This window comes from Burkholderia sp. LK4, from assembly GCF_001043615.1.
GTDB lineage: Bacteria > Pseudomonadota > Gammaproteobacteria > Burkholderiales > Burkholderiaceae > Burkholderia > Burkholderia cepacia.
The window spans coordinates 68,480-90,667 of record NZ_LDUL01000020.1 but is presented as its reverse complement, the minus strand read 5'-3'; the positions used below and the strand labels follow the sequence as shown (position 1 = coordinate 90,667).

The following is a 22,188-nucleotide window of genomic DNA, read 5'->3' as shown; positions in this document are numbered from 1 at the left end:
CCGCCCCGCGCCGGGGCGCGGCGCGAAGGCCCCGCACAGAGGGGGGAAAGTTTTGTATAGTGCGCCGGTTGCTGACATCCGGTTCGCTCATGCCTTCTACTTTTTCCCGTTCGTTGCCGCTCGTTGCGCTGGCTGTCGCCCTGATCGTGCCGTACGCGATCACGAATCACACGTATCCGATCCCGACCTTCTATTCCGAGTTTTCCGCGCTGGTGCTGTATCTGCTGGTGGGGGTGTCCGTCGTGCTGCTCGCGCGCACCGGTCGCCCGGCCGAACCGTTCGCCGCACCGGCCGCGTTCGTTGCGCCGCTCGGGTTCGCGGCGGTGCTCATCGCGCAGGTCGTGCTGATCCCGCTCAAGGTGCCGTCGATGAACTGGCTCGCGGTCGGCTATCTCGCCGCCGCGCTGGTCGCGATGCAGGCAGGCTTTACGCTCGCGCGCGACGGGCTGGCCGAGGCCGTGTCTCGGATGATGGCCGGCGCGCTGCTCGTCGGCGGCGTGTTCGCGGTCGGCACCCAGATCGTGCAGTTGTTCCACCTCGAGTCGGCGCTGTCGCCTTTCGTCGTGGTGTACAACGTCGCGGTCGATCGCCGTCCGTACGGCAACATGGCACAGGCGAACCATCTGGCCAGCTACATCGCGTTCGCGCTTGCGGGCGCGCTGTATCTCGTGCAGACGCGCCGGCTCGCGGTATGGGCGTGGCTCGCGTTGTCGCTCGTGCTGTCGGTCGGTCTTGCGCTGACGGTGTCGCGCGGGCCGTGGCTGCAGGTCGCGGTGATGGTCGTCGCCGGCTTCTGGATGGCGTGGCTCGAATCGCGCCGCGCGCCGGGCAATGCGCGCGCGTGGCTGATCCCCGTCGTGCTTGCGGTGGCGTTCATCGCGGTGAACGTCGCGGTACGCTGGGCCAACGTGCACTATCACCTGAACCTCGCGGAATCCGCGGCCGACCGGATGCGTGACGCGGGGCAGATCGCGCCGCGCCTCGCACTGTGGAAGTACGGGCTCGCGATGTTCCGCGAGCACCCGCTGCTCGGCGTCGGCTGGGGCGAATTCCCGTCACACCAGTTCGCGCTCGTGCGCTCGCTGGGCGGCGTCGAGATCGCGAACAACTCGCACGACATCTTCATCGACCTGCTCGCGAAGTCCGGCCTCGTCGGCCTGGGCGTGCTCGTCGTTGCGCTCGTGACGTGGTTCGTGCGTGCGGTGCGCGCGCCGCAGTCGAGCATGCGCGTGTTCGGCTTCGCGCTGATCGGCATCCTGCTGATGCATGCGCTGGTCGAGTATCCGCAGCAGTACATGTTCTTCCTGTTGCCGGCGATGTTCGTGATCGGGCTGCTCGACGTGAAGCCGCTGCGTTTCCTGCCGGGGCGCGCAGCCTTCGGGCTGTTCGCGGTGCTGTCGGTGGGCGGCGTGCTGGCGGCGGTGCCCGTGCTGCGCGACTACCAGCGCGCGGAAGTGCTGTATTACGGCAGCGATCCGGCCGCGCAATACCGCGACGCGCCGTCGTTGCTGTTCGGCGCCTGGGGCGAATACGGCGCGGCCACGCTGCTCCCGATTTCGGCGGACGACCTGCCGGCCAAGCTCGCCGCGCACGAGCGCGCGATCGCGCTGCTGCCCGGCGAAACGGTGCTGCGCCGCTATGCGGTGCTGCAGGCACTGGCCGGCCGCGAAGCCGATGCGCTCGACACCGTCGCGCGCCTGCACGTGTTCGCCAAGGAGCTGAAGGACTGGCCGCAACAGCTGGCGGCGCTGTACAAGCTGTGCGACCAGCAGCCGGCGCTGAAGACGTTCAAGGCGGCGGTCGTCGCGAAATACGGCGAAGTTCCGGCCGACGCGGCCGACGACGAGGACGACGACGATTCGGATTGATACGCGCGGCCCCTGCCGGAACGGGGAATGCCGGCAGGGGCCGTGCCGTGCGGGAGCTGCGGCGCGTGCCGAACGCAGCCGCGCGGAGTGAACCGGGCGAATCCGGCGCGTATCGATTACCTCGTGGATTGCGCGGATTCCGGCTGAAGGCGCGGCGATTCGCGTCAACCATTGTCAAATCGCCGCCGCTCGCCGGGCGGCGCGTGCACAATGCGCGAAAGCGCTCGCGTGCCGGCCCGTGTGAGGCAGGGGCGGCGCGAACACCGGCAACACCGGGCTACCCGGGAAGTCCGCCACGCAGGATCGCGGCCGAGCATCGATCGGCCGTGCGGCCGTAACGGGGCGCCGGTCCGATGGCCGCGGCGCGGTGTGACGCATGCGATGCGGCCGGGCGATGTTCCCCGGCGCGCGGCGCGTTCGTCCGCAACAGTGCTGAAGAACGATATTCGACCATGGCTATTCGCTCGACCTACCTGATCCTGCCCGCCGTCGCGATGCTGTTTTCCGGCTGCGCGATGCTGTCGTCGTCGCAGGAAAGCAAGCTGACCTGCCACATCCCGCGCGCCGTTTATCCGGATACCGCGAAGCCGCTCACGCGCCAGGCGACCGTGCTCGTGCGCGCGCTGATGACGACGTCCGGCGAAGCGCAGAACGTCACCGTGACGACGAGCAGCCGTAATGCGGCGGCCGATCGCGCGGCCGCCGACGCGATGACGCACGCAACCTGCGTGCAGACGGGCGCGACCGCGAATCCGTTCCTGCTGACCCAACCGTTCGTGTTCGAGCCGCAGCGCGGCAAGTGATGCGCGGGCGGCGCGCCGCGCGTGCCCGACGTTCAGTGCCGCGGCATCAGGTTCGCGCCGCGGCAAGTCGGCTCGGCCGCCGTGCTCAGCCCGAGCAGCGTGAACCCGTTGCGTTCCTGGCGTATCTGCGCATAGTGCCGCGCAACCGTTTCCCCGGTATTGCCCGTCAGATCGAGTTCGACCTGAAAGCGGTCCTTGCTGTCCGAGCAACTGCGCACCGGGCCGTACTCGAACCCGGTGCCGGGCGCCTTGCGGGCCTTGTCGAACGCCTGCCGGCCCTTTAGCGCGGCAGCCGCGGCGGCGGGTTCGCTCCATTCGCGCGCCTGCGCATCGTTCACATTCAGCCATTCGTCGACGAAATCGCGGCCGTTGAGCGCGACGGGTTGTACGCGCTGCACGGTGCCGCCGTCGACGCGATAGCGGAAGACGCCTGGCCGCGTCAACAGTTCGCTGTCCATCGAGCTGACCGTCGCGCGCACCTCGAAGCCGTCGGGGCGCACCTTGAACCGGATCGGGTTTTCGTCGAGCACGTAGCTGTTCTCTGCATGGAACAGCACGCGTTGCGCGGTCGGGCCGTTGGCCGGTGCGACCACATCCGCGGCGAACTGGCTCCAGCGCGACGCGCACCACGGCGTGCCGTGGACGACCGCGACCTGCCCGCCGGGCAGCGCCGAGAACCAGAAGCCGCTGCCATACGCGCCGCCGATGTCCTTGTAGTCGTCGGCCTGCCAGCGCAGCACGCGCCGCCAGCCGCCGTTTTCCCATGCGTAGGCGGTCAGCAGGTTGTCGTCGCCGCATGCGATGTCGAAGCCGGCGCGCACGAAGAGCAACGGGCGGGACGTGCCGCCGCGTTCGACGTCGACGTTTGGATTGCGGCCGAACGCCGATTCGCCGTCTTTCGGCTGGACGGGCCGGGCCGGCACGCCGAGCGCGGCTGCGAGCGTGCGTTTCAGCGCGGCCGGGTCGACCTGTTCGTCACTGCAGGCGAGCCGCGCATCGATCGCGCCGGCGAGCGCCTGCTTGTACGCACGCAGCGCGTCGCGCAGCGGCGGCGAAATCTCGACGCCGGGCCCGTCGCTCGGCGGATTGCGGACCTGCTGTACACGGTGTTGCGCGTCGATGGCCGCGCGTGCGGCGGTGTCGGCGGCGGGGCAGGCGCCGGCGGCCGATGCGGCGTCCGGCAGCAGGAGGAGCGCGCACAGCAGCGGCGCGGCGCATTTCAGCGTGAGATTCTTCATGAGTGAGGCGTTTTTCTGGTTTTTATCGTTCGAACGGGGCATCGCTACGGCCGGCGCTGCCCCGTGAAAGGCTGCTCTTACCGCTGGCGGTCAATCCGCGACGTCTTCGGCTTTCCAGTCTCCTGACTTCCCGCCGCGTTTCTCGCGCACGCTCACGTCGGTGATCACCATCCCGCGATCCACCGCCTTGCACATGTCGTAGACGGTCAGCAACCCGACCTGCACGGCGGTCAGCGCTTCCATCTCGACGCCGGTCCGGCCGAACGTCTCGACCTGCGCGACGCAGTGGACGCCCGGCAGCGTGTCGTCGAGCTCGAAATCGACGGCCACGCGCGTCAGCGCGAGCGGGTGGCACAGCGGGATGAGGTCGGCCGTGCGCTTGGCGCCCTGGATGGCGGCGATGCGCGCGACGCCGAGCACGTCGCCCTTCTTGGCCTTGCCGTCGCGGATCAGCGCGAACGTGGCCGGCAGCATCCGGATCGTGCCGCGCGCGATCGCGATGCGTTGGGTTTCCTGCTTGCCGCCGACGTCGACCATGTGCGCATGGCCGGCGGCGTCGAAATGGGTGAGTCCTGACATGTCATGCTCCAGTGGAACGGCGTGCTCGCACGAGCACGTCCGTCGATCCTGCTTCGCGATCGGGCGGCGCGCGGCATCCGAAACCGGCTCCCCGACCCGATACGACGCTTCAACGGGCGCTTATCATAGCAGCGGCGTTCGCGTCGCCGGAGCGCAGATGGCACCGGCGCGGCACGGGACAGTCATCGCGGCGCCGGTACAATGGCCCGAATATTCAGACCAAACGCCGCGATGCGCGCCCGGCGCGCGGGACGGCGTCGTTTTCATCCTGCCATGCGTGTCAAACAGTTGCTTGCCGTGTCGCTGTCGATGGCGCTCGCATTGCCGCCGAGCGGCCATGCGCAGCGTGCGTCCGCACCGCCGCTCGAAGCGGCGGCCGACGGCGCCCGGTCGATTTCCACCGTGCCGTCCGGCATCGCGGCTGGCGTATTCGGTACGTACGGCGGCGCGGAGAGCCGGTTCTCCGACGCGGGCGGCGCATCGGCACCGGCCGCGAGCCTGCGCGCGCCGCTGCGCGCGCTCGAGCTGCCCGACCTGGGCGACGGTTCCGGCGGTTCGCTGACGCCGCAGGCCGAGCGCCGGCTCGGCGAGCGGGTGATGCGCGAAGTGCGGCGCGATCCCGACTATCTCGACGACTGGCTCGTGCGCGACTACCTGAATGCGATGGCGGCGCGGCTCGCGGCCGCGGCGGCCGCGCGCTTCATCGGCGGCTACACGCCGGACTTCGACCTGTTCCCGGTGCGCGATCCGCAGATCAACGCGTTCTCGATGCCGGGCGGCTTCATCGGGATCAACAGCGGGCTCGTCGTCACGACGCAGACGGAGTCGGAGCTCGCGTCGGTGGTCGGCCACGAGATGGGCCACGTGCTGCAGCGGCACATCGCGCGGATGATCGGCGCGAACGAGAAGACCGGCTATACGGCGCTCGCGACGATGCTGCTCGGCGTGCTGGCCGGCGTGCTCGCGAGAAGCGGCGACCTCGGCAGCGCAATCGCGGTGGGCGGGCAGGCGTACGCGGTGGACAACCAGCTGCGCTTCTCGCGTTCGGCCGAGCGGGAGGCCGATCGCGTCGGCTTCCAGTTGCTCGCGGGCGCGGGCTACGACCCGTACGGGATGCCGGGTTTCTTCGAGCGGCTCGATCGCGCGTCGATGGGCGATGCGGGCGTGCCCGCGTATGCGCGCACGCACCCGCTGACCGGCGAGCGGATCGCCGACATGGAGGATCGCGCGCGCCGCGCGCCGTACCGGCAGCCGCGCCAGTCGCCCGAATACGGGTTCGTGCGCGCGCGGCTGCGGGTCCTGCAGAACCGCGCGCCGACCGACATCGCGGCCGAAGCGCGCCGGATGCAGTCCGAGATCGACGATCGCACGGCGCCGAACGTCGCGGCGAACTGGTACGGCATTGCGCTCGCGAACGCGCAGCTCGGCGAGTACGACGCGGCCGGCAAGGCGCTCGCGTCGGCACGCACTGAGTTCGACGCGCGCGAGCGGCGCGAGGACGATCCGGCGACGAGTTCGCCGAGCCTCGACGTGCTGGCCGCCGACATCGCGCGCCGTGCGGGGCGCACCGACGAAGCGGTGCGGCTCGCGGCGCTCGCGCAGCGGCGCTGGCCGGCATCGCACGCGGCGATCGTCGGGCATCTTCAGGCACTGATCGCGGCGCGCCGTTTCGCCGACGCGCAGGCGCAGGCGCGCGCGCAGGCGAAGGCCGACCCCGAGCAGCCGGACTGGTGGGACTATCTCGCGAAGGCGAGCGACGGCAAGGGCGACGTGCTGGCGCGGCGCCGCGCGCTCGCGGAGAAGCTTGCACTCGACGGCGCGTGGCCGTCTGCGATTCGTCAGTTGAAGGAAGCGCGCGACGCGAAAGATGTCTCGTTCTACGAGCAGTCGATGATCGGCGCGCGGCTGCTGGAATTCGAGGCGCGCTACAAGGAAGAGCGCGACGACGAGAAGAACGGCCGCGGTTAGCGTCCGGCGCGCGCCGGGCGCGCGCGCAGCCGCTGCGGGTCAGGCGTCGCCGCCGGCCGCGTCGCGGGCCTGTCGTGCCGGGCTGGCGACGTAGCCGAACCGCGCAGGCACGTCCGCGCAGACGATGCTGCCGAGCGGCAGCGTGCGGCCGTCGCGCCAGCGCAGTACCGGCGGTGCAGCGTCGAAATCCGCGTGATCGGCGAACAGCCCGAGATCGTGATCGTGCAGCGCCGCGAGGCGCGGCGCCGTGCCGGCCGAGCGAAACAGCACGCCGCCCGCGTCGTCGAGCCATGCTTCGTCCGGTTCGAACGGCGTACCGGTCTGATCGGTGAGCACGAGTTGCCCGTCGCGATCGGCCAGGCGGACGACCCACGGCGTATAGGCAAGTTCGACGTACACGCGCTGCGGTCCGTTCTGGAAGAACCACTGGCCCTGCGCGTCGCATTCGTAGTTGCGGCCGATGAACGCGTTCAGCGCCGCATGCCGGATCGGCGAGCCGAGCTCGCCGGCCGCCTGGGCCGCGTCGTCGCGCAGCCGCCATTCGCCGCGCCGGTCGAGCAGCAGCCAGCCGGTGCAGTGCGGCACGTTCGGCCATTTGGCGAGGGCCTGCCTGACGATGTCATCCATGGTCGACGAATTTGGAGCAATAGCCGAACACCCGCGCCGACAGCCAGTCGAGACGGCCGGGGAACGGCCCGGTCATGAATCCCGCGTGACCGCCGTCCGCGGGCTGGTCGAGCTCGACGGCCGGCGATACGTCGGCCGGGCCGGGCAGCGCGGACTCGGGCAGGAACGGGTCGTTGCGGGCGTTGAGGATCAGCGTCGGCACGTCGATCTCCGGCAGCAGCGGCCGGGTCGTCGCCTTCGTCCAGTAGTCGTCCGCGTTCGCGAAACCGTGCAGCGGGGCGGTCACGACTTCGTCGAAGTCGCGCATCGTCACGGCCTGCAGCATCGCTTCACGGTCGAACAACCCTGGATACTGGTCGAGCTTCGCGAGTGCCTTGCGCTTGAGCGTCTTCAGGAAGCTGCGCGTGTAGACCATCGCGAAGCCCTGCGACAGCGCGCGCCCGCCCGCGTGCACGTCGATCGGCGTCGAGATCGCGGCGGCGGCCCGCAGGATCGACGTGTCGCTGCGATGCTCGCCGAGCCAGCGCAGCAGCACGTTGCCGCCGAGCGACACGCCGGCCGCAACCAGCGGCCCGCGATGCTGCGTGGCGAGCCGGCGCAGGATCCAGTCGACTTCGGCGCTGTCGGCGAGATGGTAGAAGCGCGGCTGGCGGTTGATCTCGCCGCTGCAACTGCGAAAGTGCGGGACGACCGCGTGCCAGCCCTTCGCGCGCGCGGCGGCCATCATCGCGAGCGCGTAGTGCGAGCCCGAGCTGCCTTCGAGGCCGTGGAACAGCACGAACAGCGGCGCATCGGGCGGCGGCGCCGCGCTGTCGAGATGCGCGACCCAGTCGAGATCGATGAAATCGTGGTCGGGGGTTTCCCATCGCTCTCGTCGGTAAGCGACGGCCGGGCGCCGTGCGAACAGCGCGGGCACGATGGTCTGGGCATGGCTGTTCGGCAGCCAGCGCGGTGCGCGATAGCGCGATGAATCGTCGTTGGGGGCCGGGGCCCCGGTCAGCGGCGAGGTGGGCGGAGAAGCCGTACTCATGATCGCCCCGCTAATGCGTTGCTTCGTTCTTCGTCAGTGCAGCGGACCCTGCCCGTGACGGATTTTCGCGGCGAACTGTCCGGCCGCCTGTTCGGGAATCGGGCTCGCGTGAATATGCGCGATGCGCCACTCGCCGCGCTCGTGAATCATCACGTACGTGGCGAAAACCATGTCGGGTTCGGCCGTCAGGTCGGCCTGCTGATGCGCTTCGGCGATCGTATAGACGACCGTGCCGAGGCTGTCGTACACACGGATGTCGAGCGGCTCGATCGTCACGGGGCGCGTGGCGAGCCGGTTGGCGAGCCCGCTGCGGATCTGGTCGAGGCCGTGCAGATGCTCGCCGTCCGCCCATACGCAGCTGGCGAAATCCTCGTCGATCCACAATCCCAGCAGCGCGTCGAGATTGGCATCGGCGACGGCCTGGTAGTAGGCGTTCAGCGTATCGGCGGCGGCTTCGAAGAGGCGGGCAAAACGTGGCATCGGGGTTATCTCTCGCGCGCGTCGCGCGCCGTATTCAGCACGGCGGCCCGGATGGAGCCGCCGTACACCGGTGAATCGGATTGCCCGGCGCGTCGTGCGACGCTGCCGGCCAGGGTCAGCGTTGCCCGACGAGCATGCCGCGCAAATCGCCGAATACCTGCTCGGGACCGAGTTCGCGCAGGCACTTCAGGTGGCCGAGCGGGCACTCGCGTTCGAAGCAGGGACTGCATTCGAGATGAAGCCATTGTACCTTCGCCAGGTCCGACAGCGGAGGGGTGTGGCGCGGATCCGTCGAGCCGTACAGCGCGACGAGCGGCCGGCGCAGCGCGGCGGCGACGTGCATCAGCCCCGAATCGTTGGTGACCACCGCGTTCGCGCGCGCGATCAGCGCACATGCCTCCGACAGCGATGTCTGCCCGCACAGGTTGCGCACGTTCGGCGCGTGGTCGGCGATCGCCTGCGCGGCCGCGGCGTCCTTCTGCGAGCCGAGCGCGACGATCTGCGTGTACGGGAACGACTGGTGGACGATGGTGGCGAGCGACGCGAAGTGCTCGGGCGGCCAGCGCTTGGCCGGGCCGTATTCCGCGCCGGGGCAGAACACGACGAGCGGCTTGCGCGTATCGAGGTTGAAGCGCGCGGACACGCGCGCCGTCTCGTTCAGGTCCGCGTCGAGGCGCGGCGCGGGCAGCGTCTTCATCGACTCGGGCAGCTTCGCACCCGGCGCGTACGCAAGCGCCGCGTAGTGGGTCGTCATCGGCGGCCGCTCGCCCGACTTGGTCGGGTTCGCGTGCCGCACGTTCAGCAGCCCGTAGCGGTGCTCGCCCGTGTAGCCGATCCGCAGCGGGATGTTCGCGAGCCACGGGATCACCGCGGACTTCAGCGAATTCGGCAGCACGTACGCCGCGTCGTAGCCGACGTCGCGCAGGTCGCTCGCGAGCTGCCAGCGGCGCAGCAGCTGCAGCTTGCCGTGCGCGAGATCGGTCGCGTAGACATCGTGGATCTCGGGCATCCGCTCGAGCACGGGCGCGACCCACGAGGGCGCGACGGCATCGATCGCGATGCGGGGATGGAGTTTCTTCAGCAGCGCAAAAAGCGGCTGCGCCATCAATGCGTCACCGATCCAGTTCGGTGCGATAACCAGCGCTCGACGCATCAGGTCGACTTCCGATGTCTTGATGAAGCGCGGCGCCCAGGCGCCGCGTTCGGGTTGCCAGAATGGAGAACGGCGGCGCGCCGGAAGCCCGGCTGCGCCGCCTTGGGTCGGCGGGCCTGCAAGCCTGCAGGCCCGGCCGCCGGGGCTCAGTGGCCCTTGACGACCTCGCCGTCGCGCAGCTTGTAGCGCGTGCCGCAGTACGGGCAGCGTGCTTCGCCGTGCGAGACGTCGATGAAGACGCGCGGGTGCGCGCTCCAGCGCGCCATGGCCGGGTTCGGGCAGTACGCGGGAAGATCCTTGGCCGTCAGCTCGACCAGCGGCATTTCCTTGATTTCACTCATGAGACTTTCTCTTATCACTCTTTTGTGGGGCGGTCGGTGGCGCGGCGCGCTCAGACCTTCGTCAGCCAGTGCGCGTACTTCGCGTTCTTGCCCGACACGATATCGAAAAACGCCGACTGGAGCTTTTCCGTGACGGGGCCGCGCGCGCCGCTGCCGATCGTGCGGTTGTCGAGCTCGCGGATCGGCGTGACTTCAGCGGCCGTGCCGGTGAAGAACGCCTCGTCGGCCGTGTAGACCTCGTCGCGCGTGATGCGCTTCTCGATCACCTCGATGCCGGCGTCCTTCGCGAGCGTGATGACCGTGTCGCGCGTGATGCCGTCGAGGCACGACGACAGGTCGGGCGTGTACAGCTTGCCGTTGTTCACGAGGAAGAAGTTTTCGCCGGAGCCTTCCGACACGTAGCCGTCGACGTCGAGCAGCAGCGCCTCGTCGTAGCCGTCGGCCGTTGCTTCCTGGTTCGCCAGGATCGAGTTCACGTACCAGCCCGACGCCTTCGCGCGCACCATCGACACGTTCACGTGGTGGCGCGTGAACGACGACGTCTTCACGCGGATGCCCTTCGCGAGGCCTTCCTCGCCGAGGTACGCGCCCCACGGCCAGGCGGCGATCGCGACGTGGATCGTGTTGCCCTTCGCGGCCACGCCGAGCTTTTCGGAGCCGACCCAGATGATCGGGCGCAGGTAGCACGACTCGAGCTTGTTCTCGCGCACGACTTCCAGCTGCGCGGCTTCGAGCGTTTCCCGGTCGAACGGCACGTCCATCTGGAAGATCTTCGCCGAATTCAGCAGACGTTTCGTGTGCTCGTACAGCCGGAAGATCGCGGTGCTGCCGTCAGCCGACTTGTACGCGCGCACGCCCTCGAAGACACCCATGCCGTAGTGCAGCGTGTGGGTCAGGACGTGGATCTTGGCGTCGCGCCAGTCGATCAGCTTGCCGTCCATCCAGATCTTGCCGTCGCGGTCGGCCATTGACATAGGATTCTCCTGGGAAGCAGTTGTACAGCGGGTTGTATGCAGCGTTGAGCCGGAAAGACGCTTATTTTAGCGTCATTTGCCGGCGATCCGGTCGGTCGGCACGGGGCCGGCGCTATAATCGCCCGGTACCGATTCCAATAACGACGGGTCGTACCGGCAGGAGGCGCCGGCGGCCCGACGAACCGCCCGCCGCGGCCCGCTTCCCATGCTCGCTCGATTGTCCGCCACCGACCGCTTCGCGCTGATCCAGGGCGCGCGCGACTATTCCCCGACGCTGATGGCGATTCTCTCGTGGGGGCTCGTCACCGGCATCGCGATGAGCAAGTCGGTCATGACACTCGCGCAGGCGAGCGCGATGTCGCTGCTGGTCTACGCGGGCTCGTCGCAGCTCGCGGTGCTGCCGCTCCTCGCGGCGAAGCTGCCGATCTGGACCATCCTGCTCACGGCCGCGATGGTCAACACGCGCTTCGTGATCTTCAGCGCCGGGCTTGCGCCCCATTTTTCCTACCTGCCGCTGTGGCGGCGCCTGGCGATCGGCTATTTCAACGGCGACGTAATCTACCTGCTGTTCCAGAAACAGGGCTTCGCCTACGGTCATGTGCCCGGCAAGGAAGCGTATTTCTGGGGGATGGCGCTCGCGAGCTGGCTGTCGTGGCAGGTGTCGTCGCTCGCCGGCATCCTGCTCGCGAGCTTCTTCCCCGCGAGCTGGGGGCTGGAGCTGGCCGGCACGCTCGCGCTGATCCCGATCATGGTGTCGGCCGTCGCGAACCGCTCGACGCTCGCGGCCGTTGCGGTCGCGGGCATCGTGGCGCTGGTCGCGTTCGACCTGCCGTACCGGCTTGCGCTGCCGCTCGCGGTGCTCGCCGCGCTCGCGGCCGGCTGCACGGCCGACTTCTTCGTCGAACGGGCCGACTGGCGGCGCATCCGCACCGAAACCGTGCACGAGAAGGAGATCGAATGAGCGCGACGGAGATCTGGATCGTCATCATCGGGATGACGATCGTCACGGCGGTCACGCGCGCGCTGTTCCTGATCGGCGGCGAGCGCACCGTGCTGCCCGAACGCGCGCAGCGCGCGCTGCGCTACGCGCCGGCGGCCGCGCTCGTCGCCGTCGTGCTGCCCGACGTGCTCGAAACGCCGGCCGGGCTGTCGTTCGCGCTGTCCAACCATCCGTTCTACGCGGCGCTTGCCGGCCTCGGCTGGTTTTTGTGGCGCCGCAGCATGCTCGGCACGATCGTCGTCGGGATGCTCGTGTTCACCGCGCTGCGCGTGATCTTCTGATGAGCCGCCGTTCAGGCCCGCCGGGCTCCGGCCGCTCGCGCAGGTGCATTGCTGCGTTGCGGCAATGTGTCCGTTCCCGCGCGCGATCCCAAATAGGCGGAATTCGCCGCCGCACGGGTCAGTCTGCCAGGTGGATCGGCTAGAATGCCCGTTCGAGATTTTTTACCCGTGCGCGTCATGCGAACCGCCAGCCACGGCCGCATCCGGCGCCCTTTCGCGGCAGCCCGCGCACGTCCAGCGTGAACCCCCTTTCCCCATCCACTACTTCAATCTGTTCAACATGAGCCAAGTCAAGCGTCTTACCGACCTGATCGCCGCCGGCCAGCTCGCCGGCAAGCGGGTATTCATCCGCGCCGACCTGAACGTCCCGCAGGACGACCAGGGCAACATCACCGAGGACACGCGCGTGCGCGCGTCCGTGCCGGCCATCCAGGCCGCGCTCGACGCCGGCGCGGCCGTGATGGTCACGTCGCACCTGGGCCGCCCGACCGAAGGCGAATTCAAGCCGGAGGATTCGCTCGCGCCGGTCGCGAAGCGCCTCGCCGAGCTGCTCGGCCGCGACGTGCCGCTCGTCTCGAACTGGGTCGAGAACGGCGTGAACGTCGCGCCGGGGCAGGTCGTGCTGCTCGAGAACTGCCGCGTGAACAAGGGCGAGAAGAAGAATTCGGACGAGCTCGCGCAGAAGATGGCGAAGCTCTGCGACGTGTACGTGAACGACGCGTTCGGCACCGCGCACCGCGCGGAAGCGACCACGCACGGGATCGCGAAGTACGCGCCGGTCGCGTGCGCGGGCCCGCTGCTGGCCGCCGAACTCGACGCGCTCGGCAAGGCGCTCGGCAACCCGGCCCGCCCGCTGGTGGCGATCGTCGCCGGCTCGAAGGTGTCGACCAAGCTCACCATCCTGAAGTCGCTGGCCGGCAAGGTCGACCAGCTGATCGTCGGCGGCGGCATCGCGAACACGTTCATGCTCGCGGCCGGCCTGTCGATCGGCAAGTCGCTCGCGGAAGCCGACCTCGTCGCCGAGGCGAAGGCGATCATCGACGAAGCGCGCGAGCGCGGCGCGTCGGTGCCGATCCCGACCGACGTCGTGACGGCCAAGGAATTCTCGCCGACGGCCGTGGCCACGGTGAAGCAGGTCGCCGACATCGAAGCGGACGACATGATCCTCGACATCGGCCCCGATACGGCGAAGGCGCTCGCGAGCCAGCTCGAGAAGGCCGGCACGATCGTGTGGAACGGCCCGGTCGGCGTGTTCGAGTTCGACCAGTTCGGCAACGGCACCAGGACGCTCGCGGAAGCGATCGCCAAATCGTCCGCGTTCTCGATCGCGGGCGGCGGCGACACGCTCGCGGCCATCGCGAAGTACGGCATCCACGACCAGGTCAGCTACATCTCGACGGGCGGCGGCGCCTTCCTCGAGTTCCTCGAGGGGAAGAAGCTGCCGGCGGTGGAAGTGCTCGAAACGCGGGCGGCCTGAGCGTGGCGGCGCGCGCAGGGGTGACGAAGGCCGTGCGCTCCGCGAAAGCGGAGCAGCCGGCCGGCGCGGGCAAGCGCAAACGCGCGCCCGCGCGGGCGAACACCGCCCCGCGCGCACCGGCGGCCGCCGGCGACGCGGCCGAGCAGCACCACGAGATTCAGAACAAAGCGATGCCGGGCGCAAGCACCGGCACGCCCCCCGGAACGGCCGCCGCTGGGCCTGCCGCTTCCGGCTCTCGCAGCGTTTCACCCAGCGCATCCACCTTGATCCAGATGAGGAGTTTCATGCAGCGCGCCACCAAGATAGTCGCCACGATCGGCCCGGCTTCCAGTTCGCCGGAGATTCTGCTGCAGATGATGCAGGCGGGCCTCGACGTCGTGCGGCTCAATTTTTCGCACGGCACGGCCGACGATCACCGCCAGCGCGCCGAGATGGTGCGCGAGGCCGCCCGCAAGGTCGGCCGCGAGATCGCGATCATGGCCGACCTCCAGGGCCCGAAGATCCGCGTCGGCAAGTTCGAGAACGGCAAGACGACGCTGACGCCGGGGCAGCCCTTCATCCTCGATGCCGGTTGCGAGCTCGGCAACGACGAGCGCGTCGGGCTCGACTACAAGGAACTGCCGCGCGACCTGAAGCCGGGCGACCTGCTGCTGCTGAACGACGGCCTGATCGTGCTGACCGTCGAGCGCGTGCTCGGCGACGAGATCCACACGATCGTCAAGGTGGGCGGCGAGCTGTCGAACAACAAGGGCATCAACCGCCAGGGCGGCGGCCTGTCGGCCCCCGCGCTGACCGCGAAGGACATGGAAGACATCCGCACCGCGATGTCGCTTGGCGCGGACCTGGTGGCGGTGTCGTTCCCGAAGAACGCGACCGACATGGAAATGGCGCGCCAGCTCGCGAACATCGCGGGCGCGCCGTACGGCATCAAGCCGAAGATGATCGCGAAGATCGAGCGTGCGGAAGCGATTCCGGCGCTGCAGAGCATCCTCGACGCGTCCGACGGCATCATGGTCGCGCGCGGCGACCTCGCGGTGGAAGTGGGCAACGCGGCCGTGCCGGCGCTGCAGAAGCGCATGATCCGGATGGCGCGCGAGTCGAACAAGCTCGTGATCACCGCGACGCAGATGATGGAGTCGATGATCCACGCGCCCGTGCCGACCCGCGCGGAAGTGTCGGACGTCGCGAACGCGGTGCTCGACGGCACCGACGCGGTGATGCTGTCGGCCGAGACGGCTGCCGGCAAGTACCCGGTCGTCACGATCGAGACGATGGCGGCCGTGTGCGTCGAGGCGGAGAAGTCGGAAGAGGTCGAGCTCGACAAGGATTTCCTCGACCGTACGTTCACGCGGATCGACCAGTCGATCGCGATGGGCGCGCTGTTCACCGCGTACCACCTCGGCGCGAAGGCGATCATCGCGCTGACCGAATCGGGCGCGACCGCGCTGTGGATGTCGCGTCACTACACGCACGTGCCGATCTTCGCGCTGACGCCGCGCGTCGGCAGCGAGCGCACGATGGCGCTGTACCGCAACGTGACGCCGCTGCACGTCGACTTCAACAGCGACCGCGACTCGGCGCTGCAGGCGGCGCTCGAGATCGTCGTCAAGCAAGGCTACGTGCAGCACGGCGACATGGTCGTGCTGACCGTCGGCGAGCCGATGGGGCAGGCGGGCGGCACCAACACGCTGAAGATCGTGCGGGTCGGCGAGCACTATTGAGCACCGACTGAGCATCGCGCCGGCCGCCCGGATCGGCTGAAAAATCGATCCGGCACCGTTTTATACGCGAAAGCCGCGTGGGGTCCGAAGCCCCACGCGGCTTTTTTTCTCTTTTTTGCCCGCATTGTGCCGTGCGAACGTAACAAATTGCGAGTCGGCGCCACCGGGCGGTCGGAATCGGAGGCGCTTCGCGATAAAATGCGGCTATTCGACGCTCAGCCGCGCCGCGCCACCCCGGTTCGAACGGGAGCGAGCGCCGCGCCGGCGTCAGGGCGCACCGGTTTTCATTCCAAGGAGTTCCACAATGCCTCTCGTATCAATGCGTCAATTGCTGGACCACGCGGCAGAGCACGGTTACGGCCTGCCGGCCTTCAACGTGAACAACCTGGAGCAGGTCCAGGCGATCATGGCGGCGGCGGACCAGGTCGGCGCGCCCGTGATCATGCAGGCATCGGCCGGCGCGCGTAAGTATGCGGGCGAGCCGTTCCTGCGCCACCTGATCGAAGCGGCGGTCGAATCGTACCCGCACATCCCGGTCGTGATGCACCAGGATCACGGCCAGTCGCCGGCGGTCTGCACGGCCGCGATCCGCAGCGGCTTCACCAGCGTGATGATGGACGGTTCGCTGGAAGCCGACGGCAAGACGGTCGCGTCGTACGAGTACAACGTCGACGTGTCGCGCAAGGTCGTCGAGATGGCGCACTCGATCGGCGTGACGGTCGAGGCCGAACTCGGCGTGCTCGGCTCGCTCGAGACGATGAAGGGCGACAAGGAAGACGGCCACGGCGCGGAAGGCACGATGACCCGCGAGCAGCTGCTGACCGATCCGGAGCAGGCCGCCGACTTCGTGAAGCTCACGCAGTGCGATGCGCTCGCGATCGCGATCGGCACGTCGCACGGCGCGTACAAGTTCTCGAAGAAGCCGACGGGCGACATCCTGTCGATCCAGCGCATCAAGGAAATCCACGCGCGCATCCCGAACACCCACCTCGTGATGCACGGTTCGTCGTCGGTGCCGCAGGAACTGCTGGCCGAGATCCGCGAATTCGGCGGCGACATGAAGGAAACCTACGGCGTGCCGGTCGAGGAAATCCAGGAAGGCATCAAGCACGGCGTGCGCAAGATCAACATCGACACCGACCTGCGTCTCGCGATCACCGGCGCGATCCGCCGCTACCTGTTCGAGAACCCGGGCAAGTTCGATCCGCGCGACTACCTGAAGCCCGCGCGCGAAGCGGCGAAGAAGGTGTGCGTCGACCGCTACCTCGCGTTCGGCTGCGAAGGCCAGGCCGGCAAGATCAAGCCGCTGTCGCTCGACAAGATCGCCGAGCAGTACAAGTCCGGCGCGCTCGCGCAGGTCGTGCGCTGAGACTGTAGTACGATTGCCCCCGCCCGGTACTGCCGCCGGGCAAGGGCTGGCCGCCCGGTTGCCGGATCCGATCCGGCCCCGGTAGCCGCTCCGTCCGGCCGAACAAGGGCCGGCCGGCAACCGCCGGGCGCCGTCGCCCGCCGGTTCGCCGACGTATTGCAAGACCGCCGTTCCCGCCTGCCGCGGGGAACGGCGTTTCCCTTTTTGTTTGGCTCCTTATCTGCGAAAAGACGATGTCTACCCTTTACGAATCCACGCTCCGCTCGCTGCCGCTCCTCGGTCGCGGCAAGGTCCGCGATAACTACGCGGTCGGCAACGACAAGCTCCTGATCGTCACGACCGACCGCCTGTCGGCATTCGACGTGGTGATGGGCGAGCCGATTCCGAACAAGGGCCGCGTGCTGAACCAGATGGCGAACTTCTGGTTCGACAAGCTCGCGCACATCGTGCCGAACCACCTGACGGGCGACGCGCCGGAAGCGGTCGTCGCGGCCGACGAGGTCGAGCAGGTGAAGGGCCGCGGCGTGGTCGTCAAGCGCCTCGAGCCGATCATGATCGAAGCGGTCGTGCGCGGCTACCTGGCCGGCAGCGGCTGGAAGGAATACCAGGCATCGGGCGCCGTGTGCGGCGTGCAGCTGCCGGAAGGCCTGCAGAACGCGCAGAAGCTGCCCGAGCCGATCTTCACGCCGGCCGCGAAGGCCGAGATGGGCGAGCACGACGAGAACATCACGTTCGAGGAAACCGAGCGCCGCATCGGCACCGAGCTGGCCGCAACCATTCGCGACATCTCGATCAAGCTGTACAAGGAAGCGGCCGATTACGCGGCGACGCGCGGCATCATCATCGCCGACACGAAGTTCGAATTCGGCCTCGACAACCACGGCAAGCTGTACCTGATGGACGAAGTGCTGACCGCCGATTCGTCGCGCTTCTGGCCGGCCGACCAGTACGAAGTCGGCACCAACCCGCCGTCGTTCGACAAGCAGTTCGTGCGCGACTGGCTCGAGGCGCAGCCGTGGGGCAAGACGGCGCCGGCACCGGCGCTGCCGGCCGACGTCGTCGAGAAGACGGCCGCGAAGTACCAGGAAGCGCTCGAGCGCATCACCGGCCAGGCGCTCGCCTGATCGAGGTCCATACGACATGAGCGAAATCCAGACTGCCCACACGCACAGCGCGCCGCTCGTCGGCGTGCTGATGGGTTCGAGTTCCGACTGGGACGTGATGAAGCACGCGGTCGCCATCCTGCAGGAGTTCGGCGTGCCGTACGAGGCGAAGGTCGTGTCCGCGCACCGGATGCCCGACGAGATGTTCGACTATGCGGAGAAGGCGCGCGAGCGCGGGCTGCGCGCGATCATCGCGGGCGCCGGCGGCGCAGCGCACCTGCCCGGCATGCTGGCCGCGAAAACCACGGTGCCGGTGCTCGGCGTGCCGGTCGCGAGCAAGTACCTGAAGGGTGTCGATTCGCTGCACTCGATTGTGCAGATGCCGAAGGGCGTGCCCGTCGCGACGTTCGCGATCGGCGAGGCCGGCGCCGCGAATGCCGCGTTGTTCGCGGTGTCGATCCTGTCCGGCACGTCGACCGACTACGCGAACCGGCTCGCCGCGTTCCGCGTGCGCCAGAACGAAGCCGCGCACGCGATGGTGCTGCCGCCGCTGGAATGACGGCATGGCGCGCGGCCGCACGACGCGGCCGGCGCCGGATTTTTCCACTGCGGCGGGCATTTTCGCGTTCCGCCGCGACCGACCACTGACATGACCGCAACTCCTGATTCCGTTTCCCCGATCCTGCCCGGCGCGTGGCTGGGCATGGTCGGCGGTGGCCAGCTCGGCCGCATGTTCTGCTTTGCCGCCCAGTCGATGGGCTATCGCGTCGCCGTGCTCGATCCCGATCCGACGAGCCCCGCCGGCGCGGTCGCCGACCGCCACCTGCGCGCGGCGTACGACGACGAAGCCGCGCTCGCCGAACTGGCCGACCTGTGCGACGCGGTGTCGACGGAGTTCGAGAACGTGCCGGCCGCAAGCCTCGATTTCCTCGCGCGCACGACGTTCGTCGCGCCGGCCGGCCGCTGCGTCGCGGTCGCGCAGGACCGGATCGCGGAGAAGCGCTTCATCGAGGCGTCGGGCGTGCCCGTCGCGCCGCACGTCGTGATCGAATCGTCGGCGGCACTCGCCGCGCTCGACGATGCCGCGCTCGACGCGGTGCTGCCGGGCATCCTGAAGACGGCGCGCCTCGGCTACGACGGCAAGGGCCAGGTGCGCGTCGCCACCGCGCAGGAAGCGCGCGACGCGCATGCCGCGCTCGGCGGCGTACCGTGCGTGCTGGAGAAGCGCCTGCCGCTGAAATACGAAGTGTCGGCGCTGATCGCGCGCGGCGCGGACGGCCGCTCGGCCGCGTTCCCGCTCGCGCAGAACGTGCATCACAACGGCATCCTCGCGCTGACGGTCGTGCCCGCGCCGGCCGCCGATGCCGCGCGCGTCGAAGAGGCGCAACAGGCCGCCGTGCGGATCGCCGATACGCTCGGCTACGTCGGCGTGCTGTGCGTCGAATTCTTCGTGCTGGAAGACGGTTCGTTCGTCGCGAACGAGATGGCGCCGCGCCCGCACAACTCCGGCCACTACACGGTCGATGCGTGCGCAACGAGCCAGTTCGAGCAGCAGGTGCGCGCGATGACGCGCATGCCGCTCGGCAACCCGCGCCAGCATTCGCCGGCCGCGATGCTGAACATCCTCGGCGACGTGTGGTTCCCGAACGGTGCGGCCGATGCCGTCACGCCGCCCTGGGACACGGTCGCCGCGATGCCGGCCGCGCACCTGCACCTGTACGGCAAGGAAGACGCGCGCGTCGGTCGCAAGATGGGCCACGTGAACTTCACGGCCGAAACGCGCGACGAAGCCGTTGCCGCGGCCACCGCGTGCGCGCAGCTGCTGCGCGTGCCGCTCGACTGAGGCGCCGGCCGATGTCCATCGATCTCCCGAACGCCGTGACGGCCGCGCAGATCGACGCGGCCGCCGCGTTGCTCGACGCGGGCCAGCTCGTCGCCTTTCCGACCGAAACCGTCTACGGGCTCGGCGGCGACGCGGCGAATCCCGAGGCCGTCGCGCGCATCTACGCGGCGAAGGGGCGGCCGGCGAATCATCCGGTGATCGTGCACCTGCCGCCGGGCGGTGATCCCGGTTACTGGGCCGACGATCTGCCGGCCGATGCGCAGGCGTTGATCGATGCATTCTGGCCGGGCCCGCTGACCCTGATCCTGAAGCGTCATGCGCGCATTCCGGACGCCGTGAGCGGCGGCCAGGATTCGGTCGGGCTGCGCTGCCCGTCGCATCCGGTCGCGCAGGCGCTGCTGGCCGCGTTCAGCGCGCGGCGCGGCGGGCATGGCGGCGTGGCTGCGCCGTCCGCGAACCGGTTCGGCCATGTGAGCCCGACCACCGCGCAGCACGTACGCGACGAATTCGGCGACACCGTGCACGTGCTCGACGGCGGTGCGTCCGAAGTCGGCATCGAATCGACGATCCTCGACCTGTCGCGCGGTTTCCCGGCGCTGCTGCGCCCGGGCCACGTGACGCCGCAGCAGATCGCCGACGTGCTCGGCCGCGCGCCGAAGCTGCCGGACGGCAGAGACGCGACCGCGCCGCGCGCATCGGGCACGCTGAAGGCGCATTACGCGCCGCGCACGCCGCTCGCGCTGCTGCCGTTCGACACGCTCGAGCCGCTGCTCGCGGCCGCGCAAGCCGACGGCGAGCGTGTCGCGCTCGTCGCCCGTGCGTCGCGCGCGGGACGCTGGGCGCAGGCCGACGGCGTGCATTTCGTCGCGGCGCCGGAAGATCCGCAGGCGTATGCACGCGACCTGTACGGGATGCTGCGCGCGCTCGACCGCGCGCAGGTCGCACGCATCCTCGTCGAGAAGCTGCCCGAGACCGTCGAATGGATCGCGGTCAACGATCGTCTCGGCCGTGCGGCGGCCGCGTTCGAAGCGCGCGACTGACACGCTCGACGGCTGATCCAGGAATGAAAAAAACGCCCGACCGGCGAACCGGTCGGGCGTTTCTGTTTGGGCGCGTGGCCGGCGGCTTACTTGCCGACGCCCGACTTCGCGATCTGCTGTTCGACGAACTGCGCGAACAGCGCGTGCAGGTGCGTCGTCGGGTGGACCGTGTCGGCGAACATGTAGGTCTGGTCCGCGTTCGCGACCGTGTAGGTCTGCGGCGAGCAGAACAGAGACGAGCCGAATGCGGTCGCGTTCGCGACGCCGTACTGCGTGGCGGCCTGGACCATCGCCTTCAGGTTGCACGCGGTATCGGTGTTCGACACGCTGAAGCCGTTCGCCTTGTAGTTCGCCGCGATGCCGTCCTGCCACGTGAACGTGTCGAGCAGCGCGACCTTCGTCGTGTCGACCTTCAGCGCGGCCAGCGTGCCGGCGAGCGTCTGGTTGAACAGCCCCGACAGTTGCGTGAACGCGGCCTGCGTCGGCGCGCCGCCCTGCAGCGCGAGCGGCGTGCCGCCGATGTCCGGCACGTTCGATACGTACACGTGCGTCGCGCCTGCCGCGACGATCTGCTGGACGATGCCGCCGAGCTGCTGCGCGGCCAGGCCGATCGCCTGCGCCGCCGCGAGTTGCGCGGCCGGCGTGTTGCCTTGCGCCTGCGCGACCTGCGCCTGGTAGAAGATGTCGTTCGCGCCGCCGTTGACCAGCACGATCTGGCCGGCGTTGAAGCTGCCGTGCTGCGACAGGTATTGCTTGACCTGGTCGGCGATCGGCGTCGTGGTGGCCTGCGCGTAGTCGGCGTTCGGCACGCTCGCGTCCGCGTGACCGATACCCGGCTGCAGCGTCACGCGCGAGCCGCCCTGTGCGTAGCCGAGACCGCCGGTGGCCTGCAGCGGAATGCCGAACCCGCCCTGGTTCGCGGGCTGCAGCGTGTCGCCGTAGTACTGCGCGACGTTCTGCGTCCATACCTGGCCCGGGTTGGTCGTGAAGCGGCCGCCGCCGAAGCCGAGCTTGATCTGCGAGTAGGTGCCCACGTCGGACAGGCTGTCGCCGAACGACACGACCTGCATCTTCACGCCCGACGGCGGCGTGTTCGACGCGCTGTTGTTGTTGTCGTCACCGCCGCCGCCGCATGCGGCGAGCAGCGCAAGCGCGGCGCCGGCGATCGCGACCTGCGCGGTACGCAGCATGCGCTGCCGGGTGCGGGAAGCTGCGTGTTGTTGTGTCTGCATCGTTCGATCTCCTCGTAGATATGGCCTGATGTGTTTCTCATCTGCCGCGTGCCTGCTCGGT

Annotated in this window: 22 protein-coding genes; 12 read left to right on the top strand and 10 right to left on the bottom strand. The window is 69.0% G+C overall.

The window, feature by feature from the left end:
* Window positions 1-89: 89 nt before the first annotated feature.
* Together VK92_RS11575 and VK92_RS11570 are read left to right on the top strand one after the other, a co-directional pair.
* Window positions 90-1,868 (top strand): PglL family O-oligosaccharyltransferase, encoded by a 1,779-nt coding sequence (locus tag VK92_RS11575; RefSeq protein ID WP_048025011.1) that lies wholly within the window; start codon window positions 90-92, stop codon window positions 1,866-1,868.
* Window positions 1,869-2,320: 452 nt separating this feature from the next.
* Complete coding sequence (locus VK92_RS11570) at window positions 2,321-2,671, top strand: TonB family protein (RefSeq protein ID WP_048025009.1); 351 nt, start codon at window positions 2,321-2,323, stop codon at window positions 2,669-2,671.
* Window positions 2,672-2,703: 32 nt separating this feature from the next.
* Here VK92_RS11570 and VK92_RS11565 read toward each other — a convergent pair whose 3' ends face one another.
* Both VK92_RS11565 and moaC read right to left on the bottom strand, forming a co-directional pair.
* The gene (locus VK92_RS11565; RefSeq protein ID WP_048025007.1) at window positions 2,704-3,909 is read right to left on the bottom strand and encodes a hypothetical protein; all 1,206 of its coding nucleotides are present in this window, start codon (window positions 3,907-3,909) and stop codon (window positions 2,704-2,706) included.
* Window positions 3,910-3,999: 90 nt separating this feature from the next.
* The gene (moaC, locus tag VK92_RS11560; RefSeq protein ID WP_048025006.1) at window positions 4,000-4,488 is read right to left on the bottom strand and encodes a cyclic pyranopterin monophosphate synthase MoaC; all 489 of its coding nucleotides are present in this window, start codon (window positions 4,486-4,488) and stop codon (window positions 4,000-4,002) included.
* A 273-nt stretch (window positions 4,489-4,761) separates the two neighbouring features.
* On the opposite strand from moaC, the gene VK92_RS11555 reads away from it, so the two are divergent.
* Window positions 4,762-6,456, top strand: coding sequence for a M48 family metalloprotease (locus VK92_RS11555; protein WP_048025004.1), 1,695 nt, complete (start codon window positions 4,762-4,764; stop codon window positions 6,454-6,456).
* 39 nt (window positions 6,457-6,495) lie between these two features.
* Here VK92_RS11555 and VK92_RS11550 read toward each other — a convergent pair whose 3' ends face one another.
* From VK92_RS11550 to VK92_RS11525, 6 genes are all read right to left on the bottom strand, one after another.
* Window positions 6,496-7,083: a DUF2946 family protein gene (locus tag VK92_RS11550; protein WP_048025003.1), complete on the bottom strand. Its 588-nt coding sequence runs from the start codon at window positions 7,081-7,083 to the stop codon at window positions 6,496-6,498.
* Window positions 7,076-8,113: a hydrolase gene (locus VK92_RS11545; protein WP_021163738.1), complete on the bottom strand. Its 1,038-nt coding sequence runs from the start codon at window positions 8,111-8,113 to the stop codon at window positions 7,076-7,078. The genes VK92_RS11550 and VK92_RS11545 overlap by 8 nt, the downstream gene beginning before the upstream one ends.
* Window positions 8,114-8,146: 33 nt before the next feature.
* On the bottom strand, window positions 8,147-8,593 hold the full coding sequence (locus VK92_RS11540; RefSeq protein WP_006749968.1) for a nuclear transport factor 2 family protein: 447 nt from the start codon (window positions 8,591-8,593) through the stop codon (window positions 8,147-8,149).
* Window positions 8,594-8,708: 115 nt separating this feature from the next.
* Complete coding sequence (gene waaF, locus VK92_RS11535; protein ID WP_027785312.1) at window positions 8,709-9,746, bottom strand: lipopolysaccharide heptosyltransferase II; 1,038 nt, start codon at window positions 9,744-9,746, stop codon at window positions 8,709-8,711.
* 146 nt (window positions 9,747-9,892) lie between these two features.
* Entirely contained in the window at window positions 9,893-10,087 is a 195-nt protein-coding gene (locus tag VK92_RS11530; protein WP_006749970.1) for a zinc-finger domain-containing protein, read from the bottom strand.
* A gap of 50 nt (window positions 10,088-10,137) precedes the next feature.
* Entirely contained in the window at window positions 10,138-11,061 is a 924-nt protein-coding gene (locus tag VK92_RS11525) for a branched-chain amino acid transaminase (RefSeq protein WP_011353071.1), read from the bottom strand.
* Between the two features lie 205 nt (window positions 11,062-11,266).
* Here VK92_RS11525 and VK92_RS11520 point away from each other — a divergent pair, with 205 nt between their 5' ends.
* From VK92_RS11520 to VK92_RS11510, 3 genes are all read left to right on the top strand, one after another.
* Complete coding sequence (locus VK92_RS11520) at window positions 11,267-12,022, top strand: AzlC family ABC transporter permease (protein ID WP_048025000.1); 756 nt, start codon at window positions 11,267-11,269, stop codon at window positions 12,020-12,022.
* Window positions 12,019-12,342 carry an AzlD domain-containing protein gene (locus VK92_RS11515; RefSeq protein WP_021163740.1) on the top strand — a complete coding sequence of 108 codons (324 nt, stop codon included), beginning with the start codon at window positions 12,019-12,021 and terminating at the stop codon, window positions 12,340-12,342. The genes VK92_RS11520 and VK92_RS11515 overlap by 4 nt, the downstream gene beginning before the upstream one ends.
* 280 nt (window positions 12,343-12,622) lie before the next feature.
* Entirely contained in the window at window positions 12,623-13,819 is a 1,197-nt protein-coding gene (locus tag VK92_RS11510; RefSeq protein ID WP_048024998.1) for a phosphoglycerate kinase, read from the top strand.
* Between the two features lie 157 nt (window positions 13,820-13,976).
* Here VK92_RS11510 and VK92_RS43305 read toward each other — a convergent pair whose 3' ends face one another.
* A complete protein-coding gene (locus VK92_RS43305) occupies window positions 13,977-14,105 on the bottom strand; it encodes a hypothetical protein (protein ID WP_021164118.1) in 129 nt (42 codons plus the stop codon).
* Here VK92_RS43305 and pyk point away from each other — a divergent pair.
* From pyk to VK92_RS11480, 6 genes are all read left to right on the top strand, one after another.
* On the top strand, window positions 14,104-15,540 hold the full coding sequence (gene pyk / locus VK92_RS11505; RefSeq protein ID WP_021164117.1) for a pyruvate kinase: 1,437 nt from the start codon (window positions 14,104-14,106) through the stop codon (window positions 15,538-15,540). The two genes, VK92_RS43305 and pyk, sit on opposite strands and share 2 nt — an antisense overlap.
* Before the next feature lie 304 nt (window positions 15,541-15,844).
* Window positions 15,845-16,909 (top strand): class II fructose-bisphosphate aldolase, encoded by a 1,065-nt coding sequence (gene fba / locus VK92_RS11500; protein ID WP_021164116.1) that lies wholly within the window; start codon window positions 15,845-15,847, stop codon window positions 16,907-16,909.
* Window positions 16,910-17,142: 233 nt separating this feature from the next.
* Entirely contained in the window at window positions 17,143-18,033 is an 891-nt protein-coding gene (locus VK92_RS11495) for a phosphoribosylaminoimidazolesuccinocarboxamide synthase (RefSeq protein WP_021164115.1), read from the top strand.
* A gap of 16 nt (window positions 18,034-18,049) precedes the next feature.
* On the top strand, window positions 18,050-18,571 hold the full coding sequence (gene purE / locus VK92_RS11490; protein ID WP_021164114.1) for a 5-(carboxyamino)imidazole ribonucleotide mutase: 522 nt from the start codon (window positions 18,050-18,052) through the stop codon (window positions 18,569-18,571).
* A 90-nt stretch (window positions 18,572-18,661) separates the two neighbouring features.
* The gene (locus VK92_RS11485; RefSeq protein ID WP_048024996.1) at window positions 18,662-19,855 is read left to right on the top strand and encodes a 5-(carboxyamino)imidazole ribonucleotide synthase; all 1,194 of its coding nucleotides are present in this window, start codon (window positions 18,662-18,664) and stop codon (window positions 19,853-19,855) included.
* Between the two features lie 11 nt (window positions 19,856-19,866).
* A complete protein-coding gene (locus VK92_RS11480; protein WP_048024994.1) occupies window positions 19,867-20,895 on the top strand; it encodes an L-threonylcarbamoyladenylate synthase in 1,029 nt (342 codons plus the stop codon).
* An 86-nt stretch (window positions 20,896-20,981) separates the two neighbouring features.
* Here VK92_RS11480 and VK92_RS11475 read toward each other — a convergent pair whose 3' ends face one another.
* Window positions 20,982-22,127, bottom strand: a complete 1,146-nt coding sequence (locus tag VK92_RS11475) for an SGNH/GDSL hydrolase family protein (RefSeq protein ID WP_021164111.1) — start codon at window positions 22,125-22,127, stop codon at window positions 20,982-20,984.
* Between the last annotated feature and the right edge of the window lie 61 nt (window positions 22,128-22,188).

What these genes read in the sequence shown, in the direction of transcription:
- VK92_RS11475 (WP_021164111.1), bottom strand. Translation starts at nt 22,127, where the DNA reads ATGCAGACACAACAACACGCAGCTTCCCGCACCCGGCAGCGCATGCTG.
- VK92_RS11525 (WP_011353071.1), bottom strand. Translation starts at nt 11,061, where the DNA reads ATGTCAATGGCCGACCGCGACGGCAAGATCTGGATGGACGGCAAGCTG.
- VK92_RS11515 (WP_021163740.1), top strand. Translation starts at nt 12,019, where the DNA reads ATGAGCGCGACGGAGATCTGGATCGTCATCATCGGGATGACGATCGTC.
- VK92_RS11575 (WP_048025011.1), top strand. Translation starts at nt 90, where the DNA reads ATGCCTTCTACTTTTTCCCGTTCGTTGCCGCTCGTTGCGCTGGCTGTC.
- VK92_RS11510 (WP_048024998.1), top strand. Translation starts at nt 12,623, where the DNA reads ATGAGCCAAGTCAAGCGTCTTACCGACCTGATCGCCGCCGGCCAGCTC.
- VK92_RS11550 (WP_048025003.1), bottom strand. Translation starts at nt 7,083, where the DNA reads ATGGATGACATCGTCAGGCAGGCCCTCGCCAAATGGCCGAACGTGCCG.
- moaC (WP_048025006.1), bottom strand. Translation starts at nt 4,488, where the DNA reads ATGTCAGGACTCACCCATTTCGACGCCGCCGGCCATGCGCACATGGTC.
- VK92_RS11495 (WP_021164115.1), top strand. Translation starts at nt 17,143, where the DNA reads ATGTCTACCCTTTACGAATCCACGCTCCGCTCGCTGCCGCTCCTCGGT.
- VK92_RS43305 (WP_021164118.1), bottom strand. Translation starts at nt 14,105, where the DNA reads ATGAAACTCCTCATCTGGATCAAGGTGGATGCGCTGGGTGAAACGCTG.
- VK92_RS11555 (WP_048025004.1), top strand. Translation starts at nt 4,762, where the DNA reads ATGCGTGTCAAACAGTTGCTTGCCGTGTCGCTGTCGATGGCGCTCGCA.
- purE (WP_021164114.1), top strand. Translation starts at nt 18,050, where the DNA reads ATGAGCGAAATCCAGACTGCCCACACGCACAGCGCGCCGCTCGTCGGC.
- pyk (WP_021164117.1), top strand. Translation starts at nt 14,104, where the DNA reads ATGCAGCGCGCCACCAAGATAGTCGCCACGATCGGCCCGGCTTCCAGT.
- VK92_RS11520 (WP_048025000.1), top strand. Translation starts at nt 11,267, where the DNA reads ATGCTCGCTCGATTGTCCGCCACCGACCGCTTCGCGCTGATCCAGGGC.
- VK92_RS11540 (WP_006749968.1), bottom strand. Translation starts at nt 8,593, where the DNA reads ATGCCACGTTTTGCCCGCCTCTTCGAAGCCGCCGCCGATACGCTGAAC.
- VK92_RS11485 (WP_048024996.1), top strand. Translation starts at nt 18,662, where the DNA reads ATGACCGCAACTCCTGATTCCGTTTCCCCGATCCTGCCCGGCGCGTGG.
- VK92_RS11565 (WP_048025007.1), bottom strand. Translation starts at nt 3,909, where the DNA reads ATGAAGAATCTCACGCTGAAATGCGCCGCGCCGCTGCTGTGCGCGCTC.
- VK92_RS11545 (WP_021163738.1), bottom strand. Translation starts at nt 8,113, where the DNA reads ATGAGTACGGCTTCTCCGCCCACCTCGCCGCTGACCGGGGCCCCGGCC.
- fba (WP_021164116.1), top strand. Translation starts at nt 15,845, where the DNA reads ATGCCTCTCGTATCAATGCGTCAATTGCTGGACCACGCGGCAGAGCAC.
- waaF (WP_027785312.1), bottom strand. Translation starts at nt 9,746, where the DNA reads ATGCGTCGAGCGCTGGTTATCGCACCGAACTGGATCGGTGACGCATTG.
- VK92_RS11570 (WP_048025009.1), top strand. Translation starts at nt 2,321, where the DNA reads ATGGCTATTCGCTCGACCTACCTGATCCTGCCCGCCGTCGCGATGCTG.
- VK92_RS11530 (WP_006749970.1), bottom strand. Translation starts at nt 10,087, where the DNA reads ATGAGTGAAATCAAGGAAATGCCGCTGGTCGAGCTGACGGCCAAGGAT.
- VK92_RS11480 (WP_048024994.1), top strand. Translation starts at nt 19,867, where the DNA reads ATGTCCATCGATCTCCCGAACGCCGTGACGGCCGCGCAGATCGACGCG.